The following is a 20,057-nucleotide window of genomic DNA, read 5'->3' on the forward strand; positions in this document are numbered from 1 at the left end:
TCGATGCCTGACCACTTGCGACTGCAGTGCACCGGACACGGTGACGCAGCACTCCCCACACCTCGCGGGTCGCTTGCGAGACTGCAGCGTCCACCGCCACTGCACCGCTGTGGCTGTCGGCGCGAAGCGCTCGCGGCTCCGTCCGCGAGCCAAGCGCGAGGGACGACTGACCGAGTGAAACGAGGGAAGGAGTCGGTTGGGGAGGTTCGTGGGCTGTGCGGGGCAGTGCGGTCACAAGTGGCCAACGATCGGGATGCCGTTGCTGTCAGGGGAGCGGACGACTGAGAGCTGCCGTTGCTGTCGAGGTCCTCAGAAACGGCAGGAAAAGCTACCCGTCACTCCCGGTAAACGGACGGGAGACCACCGAACACCCGACTACCCGTCCGAGTCGCTCTGATACAGCGGCGACCCCGTATCGGTACACTCCGAACTACCACAGACGCCCGCCTCGTCGCCCGCGCGTTCGACGCCGTCGGCGAGCGAGCCGACCGCCCACGTCGGGTCGTGGCCGGTTTCGACGCGGTGCTGTTTGACGAGCTCGCGGGCTGCCCCTAGCGAGTCGAACGACTCGGACAGCGCACACGCCGGACAGGAGACGGTCACGTCGCCGGCCATCACTCCCCGCAGTCGTTGATCTCGGAGTGGGCGCCGATCAGCGCGCCCGAGAGGTCCAGCCCCGCGACGTAGCTCGACGTGTCGACGATGGAGTCCTCGAGACAGGAGTCCACGATCGCGGCGTCCTCGAAGACGACGCTCCGGTCGAGGTGGCTGTTCTCGACGGTCGCGCCCGACATCACGTGGACGTTCTCCCCGAGCTCGGCGTCGACGGTCGCGTCGTCGGCGATGATGTTCTCGCCGTCGAGCTTCCACTCGACGGCGTCGAGGTAGCTCTCGGGCGTGCCGATGTCGAACCACGCGCCGTCGAACGTGAACGCGTGGACGGGCTCGCGGGACTGGAGCCACTGGAGGAACCACCCCGGCTCGTCGGGGTTGTTCTCGCCGGCGAGGTACTCGTCGAACTTCGGCAGCGTCTCCTCGGGGAACGCGTAGCAGGCGATGGAGACCAGCGTGCTGTTGGGCTGATCGGGCTTCTCCTGGAAGTCGACGATGCGGTCACCGTCCAGCTCCACGAGCCCGTACGAACTGGCCCGTTCCTTCGACCCCACGTCGTAGGCGGCCAGACAGGGCGTCCCCTTCCCCTCGAAGAAGTCGCCGAACTCCGCGAGGTCGAACGAGATGAGGTTGTCGCCGGCGACCACGAGCAGGTCGTCGTCGATCCCCTCGCGGTCGATCAGTTGGGCCAGCGCGCCCACGACGCCGAACTTCTCCTCCTCGTCGACGGTCTCCTCGACGGAGACGACGGGTTTCTCGAACTCGCTGTCAGCGAGGTACTCGTGGAAGTCGTCGGCGAAGCGCTCGTTGGTCGAGACGTACACCTCCTCGACGCGGTCGTCGGCCTCCAGATCCGCGAACACGTCGTCGATGACCGTCCCGTCCCCGACGGGGAGGAACATCTTCGGTCGGTTACGGGTGATCGGCCAGAGCCGGGTGGCGTAGCCGCCCGCGAGAACGATAGCCTTCATGACACCGTGGTCGGGGGGGAGACGGTAAACGCTTTTTCCATTTCCCCCGCCAGAAAGCGGAAAGGCGTTTGTTCCTGTCCGTCGATGGAGACCTATGGAGGAGACGACCACCCGCCAGCGGATCGTCGACGCGCTCCGCGAGGAACCGGCGACGCCGCGGGAGCTCTCGAAGCGAGTCGGCGTCCCCACGAGCGTCGTGTACGACCACGCACGGCACGTCGCGAAGAGCCTGGAGAACGACGACGAACGGCTGCTCGTCGCGCCGCCGGAGTGCAAGGAGTGTGGGTTCGCCGGGTTCGACGACCCGCTTTCGGCGCCGAGTCGGTGTCCGAAGTGTAACTGCGAGCGGATCACCGAGCCCCAGCTGGTGGTGGAACCGGCGGAGCGCTGAGCGTCTCGCCGCCCGTCACCTCGGGACGGTAAGGCTTTCCCGCACTCACCTACTGCCACAGATATGGTCACCCGGCTGGTGCTGGGCTGTGGCGCGGTCGGCTTCGACCTCCTCCAACAGCTACCCGATGGGGATACGACCGTCGTCACCGACGACGAACCCCGTGCCGAGAGCCTCCGCGAGGCCAGCATCGCCGCCGTCGAGGGCGACCCCACCGACCCGGCGACACACGCCCCCGACGCCGACGTCGTGCTCGTCGCCAGCGACGACCCCGAGCGCAACCGCACGGTCGCCGCGGCGGCCCGGGAGACGTTCCCCGACGCGATGCTGGTCGCCTACGCCGGCGAGGGCGCACTGCCCGAGACCGTCGACGCGATCCGCGAGACGGTCGACCGCCTGATCGATCCGACCGAGGTGCTGGCCGACAACGTACTCGACCGCGCGGCCGGCTTCGAGAGCGAGCGCGCCCGCGGGCTCCACCGCGCGCTACGGGCCGCCGAGGAGCCGATCGCCGTCGTCGCCCACGACAACCCCGACCCCGACGCGATCGCGAGCGCGGTCGCGCTCTGTCGGCTGGCCGACCGGATCGGCGTCGAGGCCGAAGCCTGCTACTACGGCGAGATCAGCCACCAGGAGAACCGCGCGCTGGTGAACCTGCTCGACCTGCCGTTGGTCCGGCTCGAACCCGGGGAGATCGAGGAGTACGGCGGCGTCGCGCTGGTCGATCACTCCCGCCCGGGCGTCAACGACAGCCTGCCTGAAGACACGGAGATCGACGTCGTGATCGACCACCACCCGCCGCGGGGCGCGGTCGACGGGGAGTTCGTCGATCTCCGCAGCGGCGTCGGCGCGACGAGCACGCTGCTGACGGAGTATCTCGACCGGTTCGACGTCCCCGCGGACACCACGACCGCGACCGCGCTGCTGTACGGTATCCAGATCGACACCAAGGAGTTCACCCGCGAGGTGTCGAAAGCCGACTTCGCGGCCGCCGCGTCGCTGATCCCCGACGTCGACGCCGACACGCTCTCGCGGGTGGAGTCGCCCAGCCTCTCGATCGAGACGGTGTCGGTGCTCGCGTCGGCGATCGAGAACCGCACCGTCCGGGACGGCGCGCTCTCGACCTGTGTCGGGGAGATCCGGGACCGCGACGCGCTGGCACAGGCCGCCGAGCGCCTGCTGGACATGGAGGGGGTCCAGATCACGCTCGCCTACGGGTTCATGGACGACACGATCTACGTCTCGGGCCGGGCCCGGGGGTCGGAGCTCGATCTCGGAGAGACGCTGCGGGACGCGTTCGGCGCCATCGGCGACGCCGGCGGCCACGCCGACATGGCGGGCGCCCAGATACCGCTCGGAATCCTCGGGGAGACCGGCTCGGAACAGGCCGGCTCGCTGGCCGAGATCGTCCGGGAGGTCGTCGAGGAGCGGTTCTTCGACGCGCTCTCGGACGCGCCCGACGCCCCCTCGCCCGACGACGGGCTCGAGTACGAGTACGCGCCGGAGGGCGCGGCGTCGATGGCCCACCCCTACGAGTCGGGGCGGGACGACACCGAGGACGACGCCTGAGCCTGTCCCTTTTTCGTTGGCGGGCCCCAACGGCGAACGATGAGTACGAGAGCGCGGGTCAAGGAGTACATGACCCGGGACGTGGCGACGGTCGACGCCGACGACACGGTCGCCGACGTGGCCCGACGGATCGCCGAGAGCGACCACAACGGGTTCCCGGTGACCGACGGCCGGAAAGTCGAGGGGTTCGTCTCCGCGCGGGATCTCCTCCTGGCGGACGAGGACGCCCCAGTCTTCACCGTGATGGTCGAGGACATCGTCGTCGCCCATCCCGAGATGGACGTGATCGACGCCGCGCGGGTGATCCTGCGTTCGGGGATCCAGAAGCTCCCGGTCGTCGACGACGCGGGCAACCTCACGGGGATCATCTCCAACACCGACGTGGTGCGCAGCCAGATCGAGCGCGCCACCCCCGAGAAGGTAGGCGAACTGATGGAGACCCTGCAGCACATCCACGACGTGGAGGTCCACGAGGAGCGCCGGCAGGTCCGCCTCGACGACCTCGTCCCCACGCAGGGCCGGGTGTACGCCGACGAGCTCGAGGGCCGGCGCTACGAACTCGAACACGGGCTGGCCGAGCCGCTAGTCGTGATCGCCAACGCGACCGGCGACAAGGAGCTGCTCCTGCTGACCGACGGCCACCACCGCGCGCTGGCGGCCGACCGCCTGGATATCGAGGAGATGGACGCCTACGTCATCGTCGTCGAGGCCGACGAGCCGGTGACGCTGGGGATGGAGCGAACCGCCGAGAAGGAGGGGCTCGCCTCCATCGACGACGTGGCGGTCGTCGACTACGCCCGCCACCCGCTGATCGAGACGACCAAACGGCTGCAGTGATCGGGGCGCTGCGTCCCAGCCGGCAGCTATTCCTCCCCGCCGGCGTACCCTGCCCACGTGACTACCGACGTCGACACCTTCCGCCGCCGGACCAGCGACGCCCAGCAGCGGCTCCGCGAGCGCGGCAGCGACGGCCTCGTCCTGTTCCCCAGCCGGAACCTCCGCTACCTCGCGGGCTACTCGGAGGAGCCCGGCGAGCGCCACTTCCTGCTGTTCGTCCCCGCCGAGGGCGAGGCGGTCTTTTTCGTCCCCGCGCTCTCGGGCGACCAGATCCGCGAGGCGTCGTGGGTCGACGACGTGCGGACGTGGAACGACGCCGAGGACCCGGTGCCGCGGATCGCCGACATCGCCGCCGAACTCGACCTCGCGGCGGGCCATCTGCTCGTCGACGACACGATGTGGGCGCTGTTCACCCAGGACCTCCGGGACGCACTGCCCGACGCGACGTTCGGCCTCGCGAGCGAGGTGCTGGGCGACCTGCGGGTCCGGAAGGACGACGCCGAACTCGACGCAATGCGCCGGGCTGGCGCGGTCGCCGACGAGACGGTCCGTGACCTCCGGGCGATGGGCGAGGAAGCGCTCGGGCTGAGCGAGGCCGAACTCGCCGCCGAGATCGAGGAACTGCTGGAGTCGAACGGCGGCACCGGCGTCGCCTTCGAGACGATCGTCGGCGCGGGGCCGAACGGCGCGAAACCGCACCACCACCACGGCGACCGCGAGATCACGCCCGGCGAGCCGGTCGTGCTCGACTTCGGCACGCGGGTGGACGGCTACCCTTCCGACCAGACGCGGACGCTCGTGTTCGGCGGCGAGCCGAGCGAGCGGTTCCGCGAAGTTCACGAGATCGTCCGGGAGGCCCAGCAGGCCGGCGTGGATGCGGTGGAACCCGGGGTGACCGCGGAGTCCGTCGACGACGCCACCCGAGAGGTGATCGAGGACGCGGGCTACGGCGACGAGTTCATCCACCGCACGGGCCACGGCGTCGGCCTCGACGTCCACGAGGAGCCGTACATCGTCGAGGGGAACGAGCGCGAACTCCAGCCGGGGATGGTGTTCAGCGTCGAGCCTGGGATCTACCTCCTCGGGGAGTTCGGCGTCCGGATCGAGGATCTGGTGGTCGTTACCGAGGAGGGCTGTGAGCGGCTGAACGACACCGACCGCGGTTGGGCGTGCTGAGCTAGATCAGGTCGTCGGGGTCGTGCTGGGCGGCCATGCGCTCGGCCTCGTCGGCGTACTGCTCGCGTTTCTCGTCGTCGGTTCGCCCGAGGTTCCCGGGATCGGCGTCGATGGCTGCGGTCGTGTCTCGCTCGTCACCGAAGGAAGTGAGCGCGCGCTCCTTCCGGAGGTAGCGCTCGCCGTCGGGCGTCGCGTAGACGAGGATGACGATGTTCTGCTCGTCGTCGGAGTAGGTTCGTTCGACGAGCCAGACGCGAACCTCGTCGCTCTCGGTGGGCATGATCGACTCCACGGTGGGTGGGGTGAAAACGCTTCAGGCCACGCGTGGGACGCGGGCGACTACTCCTCGTCGACGGGCTCCCGCGGGACGATCGTGGGTCCTTCCGGACCGAACCCGACCTCGGCCTCGACGCCGAACACGTCCTCCAGTAGCTCCGGCGTGACCACCTCGTCGGGCGGCCCCCACTCGTAGGGTGTGCCCTCCTTGAGCGCGATGAGGTTGTCCGCGAAGCGGGCGGCCTGCCCGATGTCGTGGAGCACGACACAGACCGTGACGCCGCGCTCCTCGTTGAGTTCGCGGGCCGCACGCAGCACCCGGAGCTGGTGGTGGAGGTCGAGGAACGTCGTCGGCTCGTCGAGCAACAGCGCGTCGGTCTCCTGGGCGAACGTCATCGCGAGCCAGGCGAGCTGTTGCTGCCCGCCCGAGAGCCCGCCGACCTGCCGGTCCGCGAGGTGGGAGACGCCGACGCGTTCGAGCGCGCGGTCGATCGCCCGGTGGTCTTCCTCGCTCAACGACTCGAAGAACCCGCGATGGGGGTAGCGCCCGTGGGCCGCGAGCTCGCGTACCGTCGTCGACGCCGGCGCGGAGTTCTGCTGGGAGAGCAGCCCCAGCTTCCGGGCGAGTTCGGTGGTGTCGTACCCCTCGACGTCGCGTCCGTCGAAGTACACCGTCCCCTGCTCCGGCGGGAGTTCGGCGTTCATCGACTTCAGCAGCGTCGACTTCCCGCTGCCGTTCGGGCCGACCAGCGCGGTCACCTCGCCGGCGGGCACGGTCAGCCGGTCGAGTTCGACCACCGGCTCGCCCGGCTCGTAGGCGAGGCTGAGATCGTTCGCCTCGATCCCGGGCGGCGTTTCGTCGCCGTCGGGAGTCGTCTCACCGCTCGGTCCGACAGTGCTGTCCGCGTCCGCGGTGTCGTGTTTGCTCATAGTTGACCGACCTCCGTGCGGCGCATCAGGTAGAGGAAGTACGGGCCGCCGACCAGCCCCGTGACGATCCCCACGGGGAGCTGAGTGCCCGGTATCGCCAGCCGCGCGCCCACGTCGGCGACGACGACCAGCGCGGGCCCGGCGAACGTGCTGCCAAGCACCACGCGCTTGTAGTCCGAGCCCACCAGCTGGCGGACCATGTGCGGGACGATCAGGCCGACGAAGCTCACGATCCCCGCGACGGCGATGGCGGTCCCCGCAGCGAGCACGGCGACCCCCGAGAGCAGGAACCGCACGCGCTCGACGGACATCCCCAGCGACCGCGCGGTGCGCTCGCCGAGCAGCAGGACGTTCAGCTGGCGCGCGCCGGCGAGCGTGATCGGCACCGTCGCGATCGTCCACGGGAGCGCGATCCGGACCTGCTCCCAGTCGACGCCGGTCAGCGAGCCGGTCGTCCAGGAGATCGCCGACTGGACGACGCCGAGATCCTCCGTGAAGAAGAACAGTCCCGTCTGGAGCGAGCCGAACACCGTCGAGACGATCACGCCCGCGAGCACCAGCCGGACGGGGTTCGTGCCGCCTTTCCACGCGATGGCGTAGACGAGGCCGAACGCGACCGCGCCACCGCCGGCCGCGATCAGCGGGAGGAACGGCGCGAGCCCGGCGAACACGACCAGCGTGAGCAGGATCGCCAGCCCCGCGCCCGCGGAGACGCCGAGGATGAACGGCGAGGCGAGTTCGTTGCGCGTGACCGCCTGGAACACCGCCCCCGAGATCGCGAGGTTCGTGCCGACCAGCACTGCCACGAGCACCCGCGGCAGGCGGATCCCCCAGACGATCAGCGTCTCCCGGCCGAGATCGACCTCGGCGGTGGAGAACCCGAACGCCTCCGCGGCCCGGGTCCCCAGCCCGTCGCCGAGCAGCAGTCGGAGCGGGTACTGGGGGTTGGTCCAGACCGCCGGATCGAACACGGCACGCCACGCGTCGAGGATCGACATCGTGTACGTCCCGAAACTCACCTGCACCAGCCCGCCGGCGGCAACGATCGCACAGCTCCCGAACACCAGCGCCGCCAGCCGGGCGTCGACCCACGAGACCGCGGCGCGGAGCTCCGGGACGATCTCCCCCGTCTCACTCGCCACCGCGATCACCCGCGCGTTGCATAGGCTTTAGGCAGCCCTAAATACTGATAAGGGTAGCGGTCCGTGACTGTCGGCCGACGACTACTCGGTGAACTCGACGACTTCCCCGTCGGTCACTTCACGGAGGCGCTCGGGGTCGATCTCCCACACCGACGTGGGCGTCCCCGCGGCGGCCCAGACGGAGTCGTACGCGCCCAGCGCGGGGTCGAACAGCGTCGGGAGCTCCTGCTCGTGGCAGATCGGCGGGACGCCGCCGATGGCCCACCCCGTCGCCTCCCGGACGAGGTCGGGCGACGCCATCGAGACGGCGTCCTCGTCCACGCCAGCCCACTCCGCGATGGCGGCCTCGTCGGCGTGTTCCGCGCCGGAGGTAAGACAGAGGACGGGGTCGTCATCCACCGAAAAAACCAGGCTCTTCACGATCTGTCCGACCTCGCAGCCGACCGCGTCGGCGGCGTCTTCCGCGGTCGGCGTCCCCGCCTCGGGGAACTCCACCGGCTCGACCGCCAGTCCGTAGCGATCCTGGGCGACCTCCGCGAACTCCGTGGCGCGTGCGTGCATACACCGTGGCTTGCCCCCGTGGTGTATGTGTCTGTCGGGTGATCCGCCGGTAGATTGATAATCGTGTGCATTGTTAATGAGGAACATGGAACGATCGGTGGACAACCCGACCGACCAGCGGCTGAGCGCCCTCGAACACGCCTGTCGGGGCGTCGTCGGCGACCGACTCCGGAGCGTCAGCGTCGACGGCCCCGAGTACAGCGGGACGCTCTACCGCCGGAGCGATCTCGCGCCCGGCGTCGACGGGCCGGTCCACGAGGCGATGGCGGCGGGCGCCTCGTGTGAGGTGTTCGCCGACGGCGGCAGATCGGTGTCGCCGTCCGATGAAGCCGACGGCGGCCGGCCCGAAGCGGCGGACGGTCGATCGTCGCCGCCGACCGCCGCTGCCGACGGCCGTCGGACGGTCTGTGCGTTCGACCGCGGCTACGTCACGCGGATCCGGGTCGGCGACACCAGCGTCGTCGCCACCAGCGACGGGATCAAGATGGATCGGGACACGGAGCTCTCGACGGCGGTGCGGCGCGTGATCGGCGAGTAAAAGGGCGGCGCGGTCAGACGAACAGCGCCGTCGCGGCTTCCTGTGCGGTCTCGATCACCGGCCCGAACCCGGGCAGCAGCAGCACCGTCCCGATCAGCGCGATCGCCAGCGCGGCGTACAGCGCGTTCGGGGTGGCGCCGAGGTCGTGCTCGCCCTCCTCGAACCACATCGCCCGCACGACGCGGGAGTAGTAGTACAGCGAGAGCGAGCTGTTGATCACCGCGATCACGACCAGCCACCAGAGGCCGGCCTCGACAGCGCCCGCAAAGAGGAACAGCTTCGAGAAGAAGCCCCCCAGCGGCGGGACGCCCGCCAGCGAGAACAGGAACGCCGTCATCGCCACCGCGGCGAACGGCTTCTCGGCGCCCAACCCGTTGTAATCCTCGAACCGGCGGCCGACGCCCCAGTTCTCGGCCAGCGCCACGAACAGGAACGCGCCCGTGTTCATGAAGCCGTAGACGAACAGGTGGGCCATCGCGGCGCCCATCACGTCGCCGTTCGTGGTCGCCTCCGCCGAGACGGCGGCGAGGCCGATCAGCACGTAGCCGGCGTGCCCGATCGAGGAGTACGCCAGCATGCGCTTGACTTTCTCCTGGGTGGCCGCGGCGAAGTTACCGAGCACCATCGTCGCCACCGCGAGCACCTGGAACAGCAGCGCCCAGTCGATGCCGGCGCCCGTCGCAGCCCCGATCGGGAAGCCGACCACGAACACGCGAAAGGCGAGCGCGAAGCCGGCGGCCTTCGAGGCCGAGGAGAGGTACGCCGAGACGGGCGCGGGTGCGCCCTCGTACGCCTCGGGCGCCCAGAAGTGGAACGGCACCGAGGCCGTCTTGAACGCGAACCCGCCGGCGACCATCAGCACGCCGACGCCGGCGATGCCCGCACGGCCGCCGAGGCCGGCCTCGAACGCCGCCGCGACGTCGGGCAGCAGTAGCGAGCCCGTGGCGCCGTAGATCAGCGAGACGCCGAACACGAAGATCGCCGAGGAGAGCGCGCCGATCAGGAAGTACTTCAGGCCGGCCTCGCTGCTCCCGCGGTTGTCTTTCAGGAACGCGACCAGCGCGTACGACGGGAGGCTGACCAGTTCCAACGCGACGAACGCGGTCGCCAGCGAGTTCGCGCTCGCCATCAGCGACATCCCCGTCGTCGCCAGCAGCACCAGCCCGTACAGCTCGCCGCGGTTGCCGCCGTCGAAGTAGTCGTACGAGGCGAGCGCGACCAGGACCGTCACCGCGGCGAACAGTGCGGTGAAGAACAGCGACATCCCGTCGACGACGATCGCGTCGGCGTACAGCGAGACGCCGTCGGTCGCCATCCCGGTGCCGGCAGTGAGGAACCAGCCCGCGGCCCCCAGCGACGCCAGCGAGCCGACGACGGAGATCCCCGTCAGGACGCTCGCGTCGCTGGATTCGGGCCACACGCTGTCGTAGAGCAACACCGCAAGCGCCGTGAGCCCCAGCAGGAAGGTCGGCGTCAGCGGCGGTGCCGTCACCATCAGGCACCACCTCCGACGAGCGGGGCGATCGCGTTCTTGATCATGTCGAGGAACAGCTCAGGGGCGACGCCGAGCGCGATGACTGCCAGCAGCAGCACAGCCAGCGGCGCCACGTCGTGGAACGGGGCCGGGCCGACCTCGTAGTCGGCGTCGAGGCTGAACGGCCCGAACAGGGTGCGCTGCATCGCGAGCAGCAGGTAGCCCGCCACGATCACGATGCCGAACATCGCCGCCGCAGTGAAAAGCGGCGCGCTCGGGATCACCGTGGAGTGGAACGAGCCGACGAAGATGTAGAACTCCCCGGCGAAGCCGGCCATCAGGGGGAGCCCCATGTAGCCGAACGCGCCGGCGATGAAGATGCCCACCGTGACGGGCATCCGGTCGGCCAGCCCGGACATGTCGCCCACCATCCGGGTGTGGGTGGTGTTGTAGATGACGCCGACGGCCATGAACATCAGCCCCGAGATCAGGCCGTGGGCGATCATCTGGAACGTTGCGCCCGCGACGCCGAACTCGGTGAACGCGATGAGCCCGAGCAGCACGTAGCCCATCGACGAGACAGAGGAGTACGCAACGATGCGCTTGAGGTCCTCCTGTGCCAGCGCGAGGACGGCGCCGTAGATCACCGAGAACGCGCCGAGGGCGGCGATCGGGATCGCCAGCTGGGACGCGATGTCGGGCAGCATGGTGAAGTTGAACCGCAGCATCGCGTACGTCCCCATCTTCAGCAGCACCCCCGCCAGCATCACCGACGCCGGCGTGGGCGCCTCGACGTGGGCATCCGGTAGCCACGTGTGTAACGGCGCGACGGGCACCTTCACCGCGAACCCGACGAACATCGCGAGGAACGCCACGAGTTTCAGCCCGTCCGGGGCGAGCCCCATGAACGAACTCACGTTGCCGCCCGCGTTCAGCGCCATCGCGACCTCCGGCAGCGCCAGCGTGTCGATGCTGTCGCCGAGACCGCCGAAGGCGAGCGCGACGAAGCCGACGAACATCAGCAGGCTCGCCACGTTCGTGTAGACGAAGAACTTGATCGCGGCGTACTTCCGGCGCGGGCCGCCCCAGACGCCGATCAGGAAGTACATCGGCAGCAGGGTGGCCTCCCAGAAGACGAACCAGACGAAGAAGTCCAGCGCGGTGAACATCCCCAGCAGGTTCGCCTCCATGAACAGCATCAGCCCGTAGAACTGCGACTGGCGCTCGTCGATCGGCGTCCACGCGCTCACGATCGCGAGCGTGGTGAGGAACGCCGTCAGCACCACCAGCGGCAGGCTGATCCCGTCGACCCCGGTGAACCACTGCACCTGGTAGCCCGACAGCGTCAGCAGGTCGAACGTCGTCTCGAACGCGAGCTCGCCGCCCGTGAGGGCGTTGCCGCTCCCGTCGAACTGTGTCCACATCCAGAGCGTCCCGACGAGCGGGACGAGGCTCAGCGCCGCGCCGACGCGGCCGGCCACCTCGTCGGGCACGAGGAACGTGACCAGCGCGGCGACGAACGCGAAGCCGATGAGCGTCTCGATGATCATTCAGAACCACCCTCCGTAGATCGCGAACCCGACGAGTAGCACGGTCAGCCCGAGGGTGAGCATCGCGGCGTAGTGGGTAACGAGCCCGTCCTGGATCCGCTTGATCCGGGAGCCGCCGAACAGGCTCACGCTGGAGACGCCGTCGACCACGCCGTCGACGACCGCCTGGTCGAACGTGTCGGCGGCCTTCGACAGCGGGACCACGACGCGCTCGGCGAGCCAGACCTGGTACTCGTCCTGGTAGTAGTTGTTGTACAGCACCTCACGCAGGCTCCCCAGCTTCTCGGTGTGGGGCTCGGGGTCGTCCCCGCCGTAGAGCACGTACGCCGAGCCGGCGCCGAACAGCGCCAGCGCCAGCGACAGCAGGCCGACGAGATACGACGGCAGGTCCGCCGCCGCCATGCCGGCGCCGTAGTCGGCGAACAGCAGGTGGTGGTAGTGGTAGCCGCTGGTGCCGAGCGTCTCGGCCCAGCCGGCGCCCTCGGTCCCGTAGAGCCACTTGTGCAGGAAGTCGATATCCCGACCGGTCAGATCCTTCACCGGGACCATGTTGACGAACCCGACGGTCGTCGCCAGGATCCCGAGCACGGTCAGCGGGAGCTTCACGTTCCAGCCGGGCTCCGTGGCCTCGCGGGCCGTCTCGGTGCGTGGCTCACCGTGGAAGGTGAGCATCACCATCCGGAACGTGTAGAACCCGGTGAACAGCACCGCGATCAGCCCCATGCCGTAGGCGACCAGCAGCGCGGTGCCCAGCCCGCTCGTCGTGCCCAGGCCGTGGACGAGCGCCTCGTACAGCACCTCGTCCTTCGACCAGAAGCCGGCGAACGGGACGATGCCCGCGAGCGCGAGCGAGCCCGCGAGGAACGTGTAGTAGGTGACGGGCATCTTCTCCTTCAGCCCGCCCATCTCCCACATGTCCTCCTCGTGGTGCATCGCGATGATCACCGAGCCGGCGCCGAGGAACAGCAGCGCCTTGAAGAAGGCGTGGGTGAGCAGGTGGAACGTGCCGGCGACGTAGCCGCCGGCGCCCAGCCCCAGCATGATGTAGCCGTACTGGGAGATGGTGGAGTACGCGAGCACCTGCTTGATCTCGTTTTTCACCAGCCCCATCGTCGCCGCGAACAGGGCGGTGAACGCGCCGACCAGCGCGACCACCGCGAGCGCGGTCGGCGAGAGCGCGTAGAACCCGTACATCCGGGCGACGAGGTAGACGCCGGCCGCGACCATCGTCGCCGCGTGGATCAGCGCCGAGACGGGAGTGGGGCCCTCCATCGCGTCGGGCAGCCACGTGTGCAGCGGGAACTGGGCGGACTTGCCGATCACGCCACCCAGCACCAGCAGCCCGATGACGGTGAACCACGCCGTCGGCTCGAGGCCGAGGAACGTGTTTACCGTCGCCTCGCCGTTGATCGCCTGTTCGGCGAGGCGGGGGAAGCTCCCCTCGCCCGCGAACTGTGCGGTGCCGAACGTCGCGAACGTCGCGACGACGCCGATCAGGAAGAAGTAGTCACCGAATCGGGTGACCAGGAACGCCTTCTTCGCGGCGCTGGGCGGGCCGGCCTGGCGGAACCAGAAGCCGATCAGGAGGTACGAGCAGAGCCCGACCAGTTCGAAGAACATGAACGCCATCAGGAGGTTGTCGGCGACGACAAACCCCAGCATGGAGGCGGTGAACAGGCCCAGCCCGGCGTAGTAGCGGGGGAGGCCCGTCTCGCCCTCGTCGTTCATGTAGCCGAGTGAGAACACGTGGACCAGCAGCGCGACCAGCGAGACGATGAGCAGCATCATCGCCGACAGCGGATCGAGCAGCAGGCCGAACGTGAGTTCGAGCGGCTGGCTCAGGCTACCGGTCGCCTCGGTGCCCGCGGCCCACGTGTAGATCGTCTCGTTGTACGTCTCGCCGCGGCTGACGGTGAGGAACACCCACGCGGAGAGCAGCAGCGAGCCGGCTGTCGCCGCGATCCCCGGGAGGGCGCCGCCTTTCGGCAGCAGGTCCCGCCCGGAGAGGGCGACACCGACCGCGAGACAGAACGAGAGGAACGGTAGCAGTACGATCGCCGGTGCGTAGTCGAATGCTCCTACCATCTTACCACCTCATCGACTGCGGAACAGTCACGTCGACGTCCTGGAAGTTGCGGTACAGCACGAGGATGATGCCGATGCCGACGGCCACTTCGGCCGCCGCCAGGCCGATGACGAACAGGCTCATCACCTGGCCGGTGAGGTTCCCCCACTGGAGGCTGAACGCCACGAAGTTGATGTTCGCGGCGTTGAGCATCAGCTCGACCGACATCAGGAACAGCAGGGCGTTCTCGCGGGTCAGCAGGCCGTAGAGGCCGATGGAGAACACGGCCGCCGAGAGCACGAGGTAGTACTCGATCGGGACCATCAGTCCTCCACCTCCTCACTGCTTTCCCCGCTCCCACCGTCGGTGAGTGCGGTCACGTACGAGCCCTCGGTCTCCCGACTGGCCAGCGTCACCGCGGCGACGGTCGCGACCACCAGCACGAGGCCGGCGATCTCGAACGTCATCAGGAACCCCTCGACGGCGACCGCCGACGCGCTCTGTAAGTCCATCAGCGCGTAGCCGATCCCCGCGACCAGCGAGGCGTCCTCGGCGAAGCCGGCGGGCTCGCCGAAACTCGACGTGAGGAACACCGCGACGAGTACGACGAACAGCACCGACGCCGCCAGCCCGTTGACGTAGTTGGCGTCCTCCTTCAGTTCTGGTCGCGTGACCATCTAGCTGTACACCTCCGATTTCGGCTGTTCGGTTCGCGTGAGCATGACGGCGAACGTGATCAGCACGAGCACGCCCCCGACGTAGACGAGGATCTGCATCGTCGCCGGGAACGTGGCCTGTAACATCACGTAGTGGACCGCCAGGCTCGACAGTGCGCCGCCGAGCAGGAGGGCTGCGTGCCAGGGATCCTTCACGAGGACGACCCCCAGCGCACACCCCACCGTCACGGCGGCGAACAGCGCGAACGTGATTGTCTCGATCATTGTGTTTACTGGTAGTCGACCTCGCCCGCCCCCTCGCCGACCCACGCGGATCGGTCGGGATTGCGGGCTTCGAGGGGGTCGCTCCCCTTGTACCACGGCACGTTCTTCAACTGTTCCTTGTTGTAGACGAGCTCGTCTTTGGTGTCCGCCGTGAACTCGAAGTTCTGGGTCAGGATGATTGCGTCGGTCGGGCAGACCTCCTCACACAGCCGGCAGTAGATACACTGGCCGACGTGGAGGTTGTACTCCTCCCCGTTGCGCTGGTCGTCCATCACGATCTGGATCGTGTCGTTCGGACAGACGTTCTCACACTGCCGACACCAGATACAGCGCTCCTGACTGAACTTGTGGACCCCGCGGAACCGCGGGCTGACTTCCGGCGCCACCTCCGGGTACTCCACCGTGAAGGTGTTGCCGTCCAGTGCGTGCTTCATCGTCGTCGCCATGCCTTTCAGAATTCCGATCATACAACCACCCCCACGATCAGGGCCGTGAGCACCAGGTTCAGGAAGGAGAGTTCGAGCATCCCCTTCCAACCGATCTCGATCAGCTGGTCGATACGCAGGCGCGGCGCCGCCGAGCGCAGCCACTGGGTGAACAGGAAGAAGCCCCAGATCTTCACCACGAACCAGAGGAAGCCGATGCTCTCCGGGCCGGGGCCGGCCGCGCCGCCGAGGAACAGCACCGCGGTGATGGCGCCGCCGAGGAAGATATGCAGGAACTCACCCAGGTACAGCAGCACGAAGTACACCGAGGAGTACTCGGTCTGGAACCCCGCGACGATCTCCGTCGGCGCCTCCGGGATGTCGAACGGGTTCCGTCCGACCTCCGCCACGTTCGCGGCGACGAACAGGACGAAGGCGAACGGATTGACGATCGCGAACCACGACGGGATCGCGACGCCGCCGAGCGTCACCAGCGTCTCCTGCTGGACGGCGACGATCTCGCTCATCCGGAGCGACCCCGTGAACAGCACTACCGAGAGCCCCGTCACGACGAGGGGGATCTCGTAGGCGAGGTTCTGGGCGACCGCGCGCAGCGCACCAAGCATCGAGTACTTGTTGTTCGACGCGTACCCCGCCATCACCAGCCCGAGGCTGGCGATCGAGGCGACGGCGAACACGTACGCCAGGCCGACCTCGGGGTCGGCGAGCTGGATGCCGCTCCCCATCGGGATCACCGCGAAGCCGAGCATCGCCGAGCCGGCGACGATCAGCGGCGCGATGTCCCACGCCGGGCGGTCCGCGCCCTCCGGAACGATCAGCTCCTTCGCCAGCAGCCGGACCGCGTCCGCGGGGATCGTCCCGATCCCGGCGGGGCCGATCCGGTTGGCGGCGATGCGGTCGGTGAACTTCGCCGTGATCTTTCGCTTCGCCCACGGGCCGGCGACGCCGGTCATCGCGAGCATCACGTTGCCGACGAGGAACGCCGCGATCAGCGCGGCGACGAACTCGCCGACGACGCCGAAGCCGCCGAGCCCGAGCAGGTTCGCGAGCAGGTCCGGGAGCGGGCTCTCGGCCTGCAGCATCACCGGTCCACCTCCCCGAGCACGATGTCGAGGCTACCCAGCGCGGCGATCATGTCGGGGATGTACTCCCCGTTGCTCATCTCCGGCAGGGTCTGGAGGTTCGAGAAGCACGGGCTCCGGATCTTGAACCGGGCGGGCTTCTCGGTGCCGTCGGCGCGGATGTACACGCCGAGTTCGCCCTTCGCGCCCTCGACGGTGCGGTAGATCTCCTTGTCGTCCTCCGGGCGCAGCGTCCGCGGGACGTTAGCCTGGATGTTCCGCTCGTCCTCGGGCCAGTCCTCGAGGATGTCGACACACTGCTCGATGATCTTCGCGGACTCCTCGACCTCGCGCAGGCGGACGAGCAGGCGGCTGAAGTTGTCACAGCCGTCCTCGACGGGCACCTCCCAGTCGAGTTCGTCGTAGTAGCCGTACGGGTCGTCACGGCGCAGGTCGTAGTCGATGCCGGAGCCGCGGGCGACGGGTCCGGTCGCGCCGTAGTTCTTCGCGACCTCCGTCGGCAGGACCCCCGTGTCGACGGTCCGCATCTGGAGGATCTCGTTGCCCGTGATGAGGTCGTGGTACTCCTCGAGCAGGTCGGGCAGCTCGTCGACGAACTCGCGGGTCTTCTGGAAGAACTCGTCGCGGGGCTCGGGCAGGTCCCAGACGACCCCGCCGAGCCGGAAGTAGTTGAACATCAGCCGCTGGCCCGTCAGGTCCTCGAGGATGTTCTGGGCCTTCTCGCGGTCCCGGATCGCGTACATGAAGATCGCGGTGAAGTCGCCGTAGATGTCGAGCGCGAACGTCCCGACGGCGAGCATGTGGGCCGCGATCCGGCAGAGCTCCGCGCCCATGGTGCGGATGACCTGTGCGTACTCGGGCACCTGGATGTCCGCGAGGTCCTCGGCTGCGCGGGCGTACGCCCACTCGTTGAGCAGCCCCGCCGAGATGTAGTCCCAGCGGTCGGGGTACGGCATGATCTGGTGACGGTACGTGCCGTTCTGGGCCATCTGCTCCTCGTTACGGTGGAGGTAGCCGATGTCCGGCTCCACGTCGATCACCTGCTCGCCGTCGAGCGTGGTCTCGAGGTGGAGCACCCCGTGGGTCGCCGGGTGGTGCGGACCGATGTTGACGAACATCGTGTCCGAGTCGGCGTCGGAGCGCTGGTCCTCCTGCAGGGGGTTGGCGTGCTCCCGCAGCGGGACCATCTGTGGCCGGTCCTGATCGTAGTCACGGCTCATCGGGTGGCCCTGCCACGTCTCCGGCAGGAGGATCCGGCGCAGGTCCGGGTGGTCGTCGTACTCGATCCCCACCAGGTCGTACGCCTCGCGCTCGTGCCAGTCGGCGGTCCGGAACACCGGCTCCGCCGACTCGCTGACGGGGTTCTCCGCGTCGGTCGGAACGACGACGCTGACCTCGTCGGTCGGGTCGTCGAACTTCTTCAGGTGGTAGATCGACTCGTAGCGGTCGGGGTACTCCTCGGCGGTCACCAGCGAGAGGTGGTCGTACCCCGCCTCGTTCTTGAGCCGGCCGAGCGTCTCCTGCACCGAGTCGGGCCGGATCACGAACGCCGGCGCATTCATGTGGTCGTCGCGGTCGACGACGAGGTCGTCGAGCAGCGCCTCGAGCTCGCTCTCGTCGGCCTCGATCTCCGGCGTCTCCTCCTCCTGCAGGCTCATGGTGAATCAGCCCAGTTGTACCGCATCACGAGATCCTCCTCGTCGATCTCGGAGGCGAGCTCGTCCACGATCTCGTCGCGTTCGAGGTCGCCGAACTGTTCGAGCTCGTACGGCTTCACCGTCACCGGCGACGCCTCGCCGTTGGCGATCCGCTCCTGGAGCTTCGCGACGCCGTACACCAGCGCCTCGGGGCGGGGCGGGCAGCCCGGGACGTGGATGTCGACCGGGATGACCTCCTCGGCGCCCTTGATCACGTTGTACCCCTCCTGGAACGGGCCGCCGGAGATGGTACAGGAGCCCATCCCGACAACGAACTTGGGCTCGGGCATCTGGTCGTACACGCGCTTCATCCGCGGGGCGAACTTCGAGACGATCGTCCCCGGGACGATCATCACGTCGGCCTGCCGGGGCGATGCCCGCGGAACGCCGGCGTGGAAGCGGTCGAGGTCGTGCTTGACCGCGTACGTGTGCATCATCTCGATGCTGCAGCAGGCGATCCCGAACTGCAGCATGAACATCGACGAGCCCCGCACCCAGTTCATGAACTTGTCGAACTTCGTGAGGATGAACGGCGAGGAGCCGAACGCCTCGCGAAGCTTGGAGTTGAACCGGTCGCCCTGCCCGCTCATGCGGGCGTCGCGGGTGTCGGTCTGTACTTTCGCGTCGTCGGTTCGGAATAGTTCTCGTTCGCTGCTCATTGGTTGGCCTCCGTCTTCTCTTCGAGCGCGCGCGGGCTGGACACCCACTGCACGGCGCCCTGCCGCCACGCCCAGACGAGCCCGACGACCAGCACGGCGATGAACACGAGCATCGGCGCGAGCACCTCCATCATGGTGGCGCCCCCTTCGAGTGCCGGTCGGTAGATGACCGTCCACGGGAAGATGAGGACGGTCTCGATGTCGAAGACGACGAACAGCAGCGCAACCATGTAGTACTGGATGTTGAACCGGATGCGCGTCGTCCCCGTCGGGATCTCGCCGCTCTCGTAGACGGCGCTTTTCCCCTGTTCGGGCACGCTGGGACGAAGCAGCGCCGACACCACCATCATACCGATGGGGATGCCGACAGCCACGAGCGCCAGCGCGCCGATAGCTATCCATGGATTCATATCGGGTTCTCCGTAACGTTAGCGAGGTTCGACCCCACGGCTCTTAAGCGTTCATTTCCCCGCGCGGGCGAGCGTGTGGTTTCGTACCGCGGTAGCGGGGGTCTCGAACGGGGGGCCGACTACCGCTGTCGGAACTTCTCGACGCCCAGATCGTGCAACGCGGCGGACACGTCGCCGACGCCCTCCCGTCGTTCGTCGTGTAGGTCCACCAGCCGGTCCCGAATTTTGGGGTACTCACGCGCCAGGATCTGCGCGGCCGAGAGCGCGGCGTTGTACGATTTCCCGGCGTCGACGGCGGTGATCGGCGCGCCCGTGGGCATCCCGATCACGGAGTCGACGGACTTCTCCTGGACGGGCACGCCGATCACGGGCAGCGGGAACGCGATCGAGGCGGTCATGTTCGGCAGGTCCGCCGACTTCCCGCCCGCGCCCGCGATCACCACGTCCAGCCCGCGATCCTCGGCAGTCTCGGCGTAGGCGTACATGAGATCCGGCGTTCGATGAGCCGAGACGACGTAGGACTCGTAGCTGAACCGCCCCTCCGGGGGATCGGCGTGGTCGGTCTGCTCCGCGAAGTCCAGCGCGTCGAGCGCGTCGAACGCGCCCTGCATCGTGTCGAGGTCGGAGTCCGACCCCATGATGATCCCCACGTCGGGGGTCGTTTCGGCCGGCCGGTCGGCGGCGGCGTCCGATTCGAGGCGGTCGATCAGGTCGGTGACTGAAGCCATCA

23 protein-coding genes are annotated in these 20,057 nt (G+C 68.4%); 5 read left to right on the plus strand and 18 right to left on the minus strand.

Annotated elements, in window-relative coordinates; genetic code table 11:
• Positions 1-375: 375 nt before the first annotated feature.
• Both B4589_RS00695 and B4589_RS00700 read right to left on the minus strand, forming a co-directional pair.
• Entirely contained in the window at positions 376-615 is a 240-nt protein-coding gene (locus B4589_RS00695; protein ID WP_079232448.1) for a hypothetical protein, read from the minus strand.
• Positions 615-1,583 (minus strand): NDP-sugar synthase, encoded by a 969-nt coding sequence (locus B4589_RS00700; RefSeq protein WP_079232449.1) that lies wholly within the window; start codon positions 1,581-1,583, stop codon positions 615-617. The genes B4589_RS00695 and B4589_RS00700 overlap by 1 nt, the downstream gene beginning before the upstream one ends.
• Before the next feature lie 94 nt (positions 1,584-1,677).
• Here B4589_RS00700 and B4589_RS00705 point away from each other — a divergent pair, with 94 nt between their 5' ends.
• From B4589_RS00705 to B4589_RS00720, 4 genes are all read left to right on the plus strand, one after another.
• Positions 1,678-1,974, plus strand: a complete 297-nt coding sequence (locus B4589_RS00705) for a transcriptional regulator (protein ID WP_079232450.1) — start codon at positions 1,678-1,680, stop codon at positions 1,972-1,974.
• Between the two features lie 63 nt (positions 1,975-2,037).
• Positions 2,038-3,543: a DHH family phosphoesterase gene (locus B4589_RS00710; RefSeq protein ID WP_079232451.1), complete on the plus strand. Its 1,506-nt coding sequence runs from the start codon at positions 2,038-2,040 to the stop codon at positions 3,541-3,543.
• 39 nt (positions 3,544-3,582) lie between these two features.
• On the plus strand, positions 3,583-4,380 hold the full coding sequence (locus B4589_RS00715; protein ID WP_079232452.1) for a CBS domain-containing protein: 798 nt from the start codon (positions 3,583-3,585) through the stop codon (positions 4,378-4,380).
• 57 nt (positions 4,381-4,437) lie between these two features.
• On the plus strand, positions 4,438-5,556 hold the full coding sequence (locus B4589_RS00720; RefSeq protein WP_079232453.1) for a Xaa-Pro peptidase family protein: 1,119 nt from the start codon (positions 4,438-4,440) through the stop codon (positions 5,554-5,556).
• Position 5,557: 1 nt separating this feature from the next.
• Here B4589_RS00720 and B4589_RS00725 read toward each other — a convergent pair whose 3' ends face one another.
• The 4 genes from B4589_RS00725 to B4589_RS00740 form a co-directional block, all read right to left on the minus strand.
• Positions 5,558-5,836: a hypothetical protein gene (locus B4589_RS00725; protein WP_079232454.1), complete on the minus strand. Its 279-nt coding sequence runs from the start codon at positions 5,834-5,836 to the stop codon at positions 5,558-5,560.
• Between the two features lie 59 nt (positions 5,837-5,895).
• Complete coding sequence (locus B4589_RS00730; RefSeq protein WP_079232455.1) at positions 5,896-6,762, minus strand: ABC transporter ATP-binding protein; 867 nt, start codon at positions 6,760-6,762, stop codon at positions 5,896-5,898.
• A complete protein-coding gene (locus B4589_RS00735) occupies positions 6,759-7,913 on the minus strand; it encodes a FecCD family ABC transporter permease (RefSeq protein WP_394353840.1) in 1,155 nt (384 codons plus the stop codon). The genes B4589_RS00730 and B4589_RS00735 overlap by 4 nt, the downstream gene beginning before the upstream one ends.
• 72 nt (positions 7,914-7,985) lie before the next feature.
• Positions 7,986-8,465, minus strand: a complete 480-nt coding sequence (locus B4589_RS00740; protein WP_079232456.1) for a YbaK/EbsC family protein — start codon at positions 8,463-8,465, stop codon at positions 7,986-7,988.
• An 85-nt stretch (positions 8,466-8,550) separates the two neighbouring features.
• On the opposite strand from B4589_RS00740, the gene B4589_RS00745 reads away from it, so the two are divergent.
• A complete protein-coding gene (locus B4589_RS00745; RefSeq protein WP_079232457.1) occupies positions 8,551-9,003 on the plus strand; it encodes a hypothetical protein in 453 nt (150 codons plus the stop codon).
• A gap of 13 nt (positions 9,004-9,016) precedes the next feature.
• Here the strand turns inward: B4589_RS00745 and B4589_RS00750 are convergent, their stop codons facing one another.
• The 12 genes from B4589_RS00750 to purE form a co-directional block, all read right to left on the minus strand.
• Entirely contained in the window at positions 9,017-10,498 is a 1,482-nt protein-coding gene (locus B4589_RS00750; protein WP_079232458.1) for an NADH-quinone oxidoreductase subunit N, read from the minus strand.
• Positions 10,498-12,027, minus strand: a complete 1,530-nt coding sequence (locus B4589_RS00755; RefSeq protein WP_079232459.1) for a NuoM family protein — start codon at positions 12,025-12,027, stop codon at positions 10,498-10,500. The genes B4589_RS00750 and B4589_RS00755 overlap by 1 nt, the downstream gene beginning before the upstream one ends.
• Positions 12,028-14,112, minus strand: a complete 2,085-nt coding sequence (gene nuoL / locus B4589_RS00760) for an NADH-quinone oxidoreductase subunit L (RefSeq protein ID WP_079232460.1) — start codon at positions 14,110-14,112, stop codon at positions 12,028-12,030.
• A 1-nt stretch (position 14,113) separates the two neighbouring features.
• Positions 14,114-14,416 carry an NADH-quinone oxidoreductase subunit NuoK gene (gene nuoK, locus B4589_RS00765; RefSeq protein WP_079232461.1) on the minus strand — a complete coding sequence of 101 codons (303 nt, stop codon included), beginning with the start codon at positions 14,414-14,416 and terminating at the stop codon, positions 14,114-14,116.
• Entirely contained in the window at positions 14,416-14,769 is a 354-nt protein-coding gene (locus B4589_RS00770; RefSeq protein WP_079232462.1) for a hypothetical protein, read from the minus strand. Before B4589_RS00770 ends, nuoK begins: the two co-directional genes overlap by 1 nt.
• The gene (locus tag B4589_RS00775) at positions 14,770-15,033 is read right to left on the minus strand and encodes an NADH-quinone oxidoreductase subunit J (RefSeq protein ID WP_079232463.1); all 264 of its coding nucleotides are present in this window, start codon (positions 15,031-15,033) and stop codon (positions 14,770-14,772) included.
• A gap of 5 nt (positions 15,034-15,038) precedes the next feature.
• Positions 15,039-15,500, minus strand: coding sequence for an NADH-quinone oxidoreductase subunit I (locus B4589_RS00780; RefSeq protein WP_079232464.1), 462 nt, complete (start codon positions 15,498-15,500; stop codon positions 15,039-15,041).
• The gene (locus B4589_RS00785; protein ID WP_079232465.1) at positions 15,497-16,561 is read right to left on the minus strand and encodes a complex I subunit 1 family protein; all 1,065 of its coding nucleotides are present in this window, start codon (positions 16,559-16,561) and stop codon (positions 15,497-15,499) included. Before B4589_RS00785 ends, B4589_RS00780 begins: the two co-directional genes overlap by 4 nt.
• The gene (locus tag B4589_RS00790) at positions 16,561-18,219 is read right to left on the minus strand and encodes an NADH-quinone oxidoreductase subunit D (protein ID WP_079232466.1); all 1,659 of its coding nucleotides are present in this window, start codon (positions 18,217-18,219) and stop codon (positions 16,561-16,563) included. The genes B4589_RS00785 and B4589_RS00790 overlap by 1 nt, the downstream gene beginning before the upstream one ends.
• Entirely contained in the window at positions 18,216-18,917 is a 702-nt protein-coding gene (locus tag B4589_RS00795; protein ID WP_079232467.1) for an NADH-quinone oxidoreductase subunit B, read from the minus strand. The genes B4589_RS00790 and B4589_RS00795 overlap by 4 nt, the downstream gene beginning before the upstream one ends.
• Positions 18,914-19,327, minus strand: coding sequence for an NADH-quinone oxidoreductase subunit A (locus B4589_RS00800; protein WP_079232468.1), 414 nt, complete (start codon positions 19,325-19,327; stop codon positions 18,914-18,916). The genes B4589_RS00795 and B4589_RS00800 overlap by 4 nt, the downstream gene beginning before the upstream one ends.
• Positions 19,328-19,446: 119 nt before the next feature.
• Positions 19,447-20,055, minus strand: coding sequence for a 5-(carboxyamino)imidazole ribonucleotide mutase (gene purE, locus B4589_RS00805; RefSeq protein ID WP_079232469.1), 609 nt, complete (start codon positions 20,053-20,055; stop codon positions 19,447-19,449).
• Between the last annotated feature and the right edge of the window lie 2 nt (positions 20,056-20,057).

Origin of the sequence: Halolamina sp. CBA1230, assembly GCF_002025255.2 — an archaeon.
Lineage (GTDB): Archaea > Halobacteriota > Halobacteria > Halobacteriales > Haloferacaceae > Halolamina.

Excerpts from the sequence above, each read along its gene's own strand:
- B4589_RS00795 (WP_079232467.1), bottom strand. The coding sequence starts at position 18,917 with ATGAGCAGCGAACGAGAACTATTCCGAACCGACGACGCGAAAGTACAG.
- B4589_RS00770 (WP_079232462.1), bottom strand. The coding sequence starts at position 14,769 with ATGGTCACGCGACCAGAACTGAAGGAGGACGCCAACTACGTCAACGGG.
- B4589_RS00745 (WP_079232457.1), top strand. The coding sequence starts at position 8,551 with ATGGAACGATCGGTGGACAACCCGACCGACCAGCGGCTGAGCGCCCTC.
- B4589_RS00755 (WP_079232459.1), bottom strand. The coding sequence starts at position 12,027 with ATGATCATCGAGACGCTCATCGGCTTCGCGTTCGTCGCCGCGCTGGTC.
- B4589_RS00700 (WP_079232449.1), bottom strand. The coding sequence starts at position 1,583 with ATGAAGGCTATCGTTCTCGCGGGCGGCTACGCCACCCGGCTCTGGCCG.
- B4589_RS00725 (WP_079232454.1), bottom strand. The coding sequence starts at position 5,836 with ATGCCCACCGAGAGCGACGAGGTTCGCGTCTGGCTCGTCGAACGAACC.
- B4589_RS00695 (WP_079232448.1), bottom strand. The coding sequence starts at position 615 with ATGGCCGGCGACGTGACCGTCTCCTGTCCGGCGTGTGCGCTGTCCGAG.
- B4589_RS00790 (WP_079232466.1), bottom strand. The coding sequence starts at position 18,219 with ATGAGCCTGCAGGAGGAGGAGACGCCGGAGATCGAGGCCGACGAGAGC.
- B4589_RS00730 (WP_079232455.1), bottom strand. The coding sequence starts at position 6,762 with ATGAGCAAACACGACACCGCGGACGCGGACAGCACTGTCGGACCGAGC.
- B4589_RS00710 (WP_079232451.1), top strand. The coding sequence starts at position 2,038 with ATGGTCACCCGGCTGGTGCTGGGCTGTGGCGCGGTCGGCTTCGACCTC.
- B4589_RS00740 (WP_079232456.1), bottom strand. The coding sequence starts at position 8,465 with ATGCACGCACGCGCCACGGAGTTCGCGGAGGTCGCCCAGGATCGCTAC.
- B4589_RS00705 (WP_079232450.1), top strand. The coding sequence starts at position 1,678 with ATGGAGGAGACGACCACCCGCCAGCGGATCGTCGACGCGCTCCGCGAG.
- nuoK (WP_079232461.1), bottom strand. The coding sequence starts at position 14,416 with ATGGTCCCGATCGAGTACTACCTCGTGCTCTCGGCGGCCGTGTTCTCC.
- B4589_RS00800 (WP_079232468.1), bottom strand. The coding sequence starts at position 19,327 with ATGAATCCATGGATAGCTATCGGCGCGCTGGCGCTCGTGGCTGTCGGC.
- B4589_RS00775 (WP_079232463.1), bottom strand. The coding sequence starts at position 15,033 with ATGATCGAGACAATCACGTTCGCGCTGTTCGCCGCCGTGACGGTGGGG.
- nuoL (WP_079232460.1), bottom strand. The coding sequence starts at position 14,112 with ATGGTAGGAGCATTCGACTACGCACCGGCGATCGTACTGCTACCGTTC.
- B4589_RS00750 (WP_079232458.1), bottom strand. The coding sequence starts at position 10,498 with ATGGTGACGGCACCGCCGCTGACGCCGACCTTCCTGCTGGGGCTCACG.
- purE (WP_079232469.1), bottom strand. The coding sequence starts at position 20,055 with ATGGCTTCAGTCACCGACCTGATCGACCGCCTCGAATCGGACGCCGCC.
- B4589_RS00785 (WP_079232465.1), bottom strand. The coding sequence starts at position 16,561 with ATGCTGCAGGCCGAGAGCCCGCTCCCGGACCTGCTCGCGAACCTGCTC.
- B4589_RS00715 (WP_079232452.1), top strand. The coding sequence starts at position 3,583 with ATGAGTACGAGAGCGCGGGTCAAGGAGTACATGACCCGGGACGTGGCG.
- B4589_RS00780 (WP_079232464.1), bottom strand. The coding sequence starts at position 15,500 with ATGATCGGAATTCTGAAAGGCATGGCGACGACGATGAAGCACGCACTG.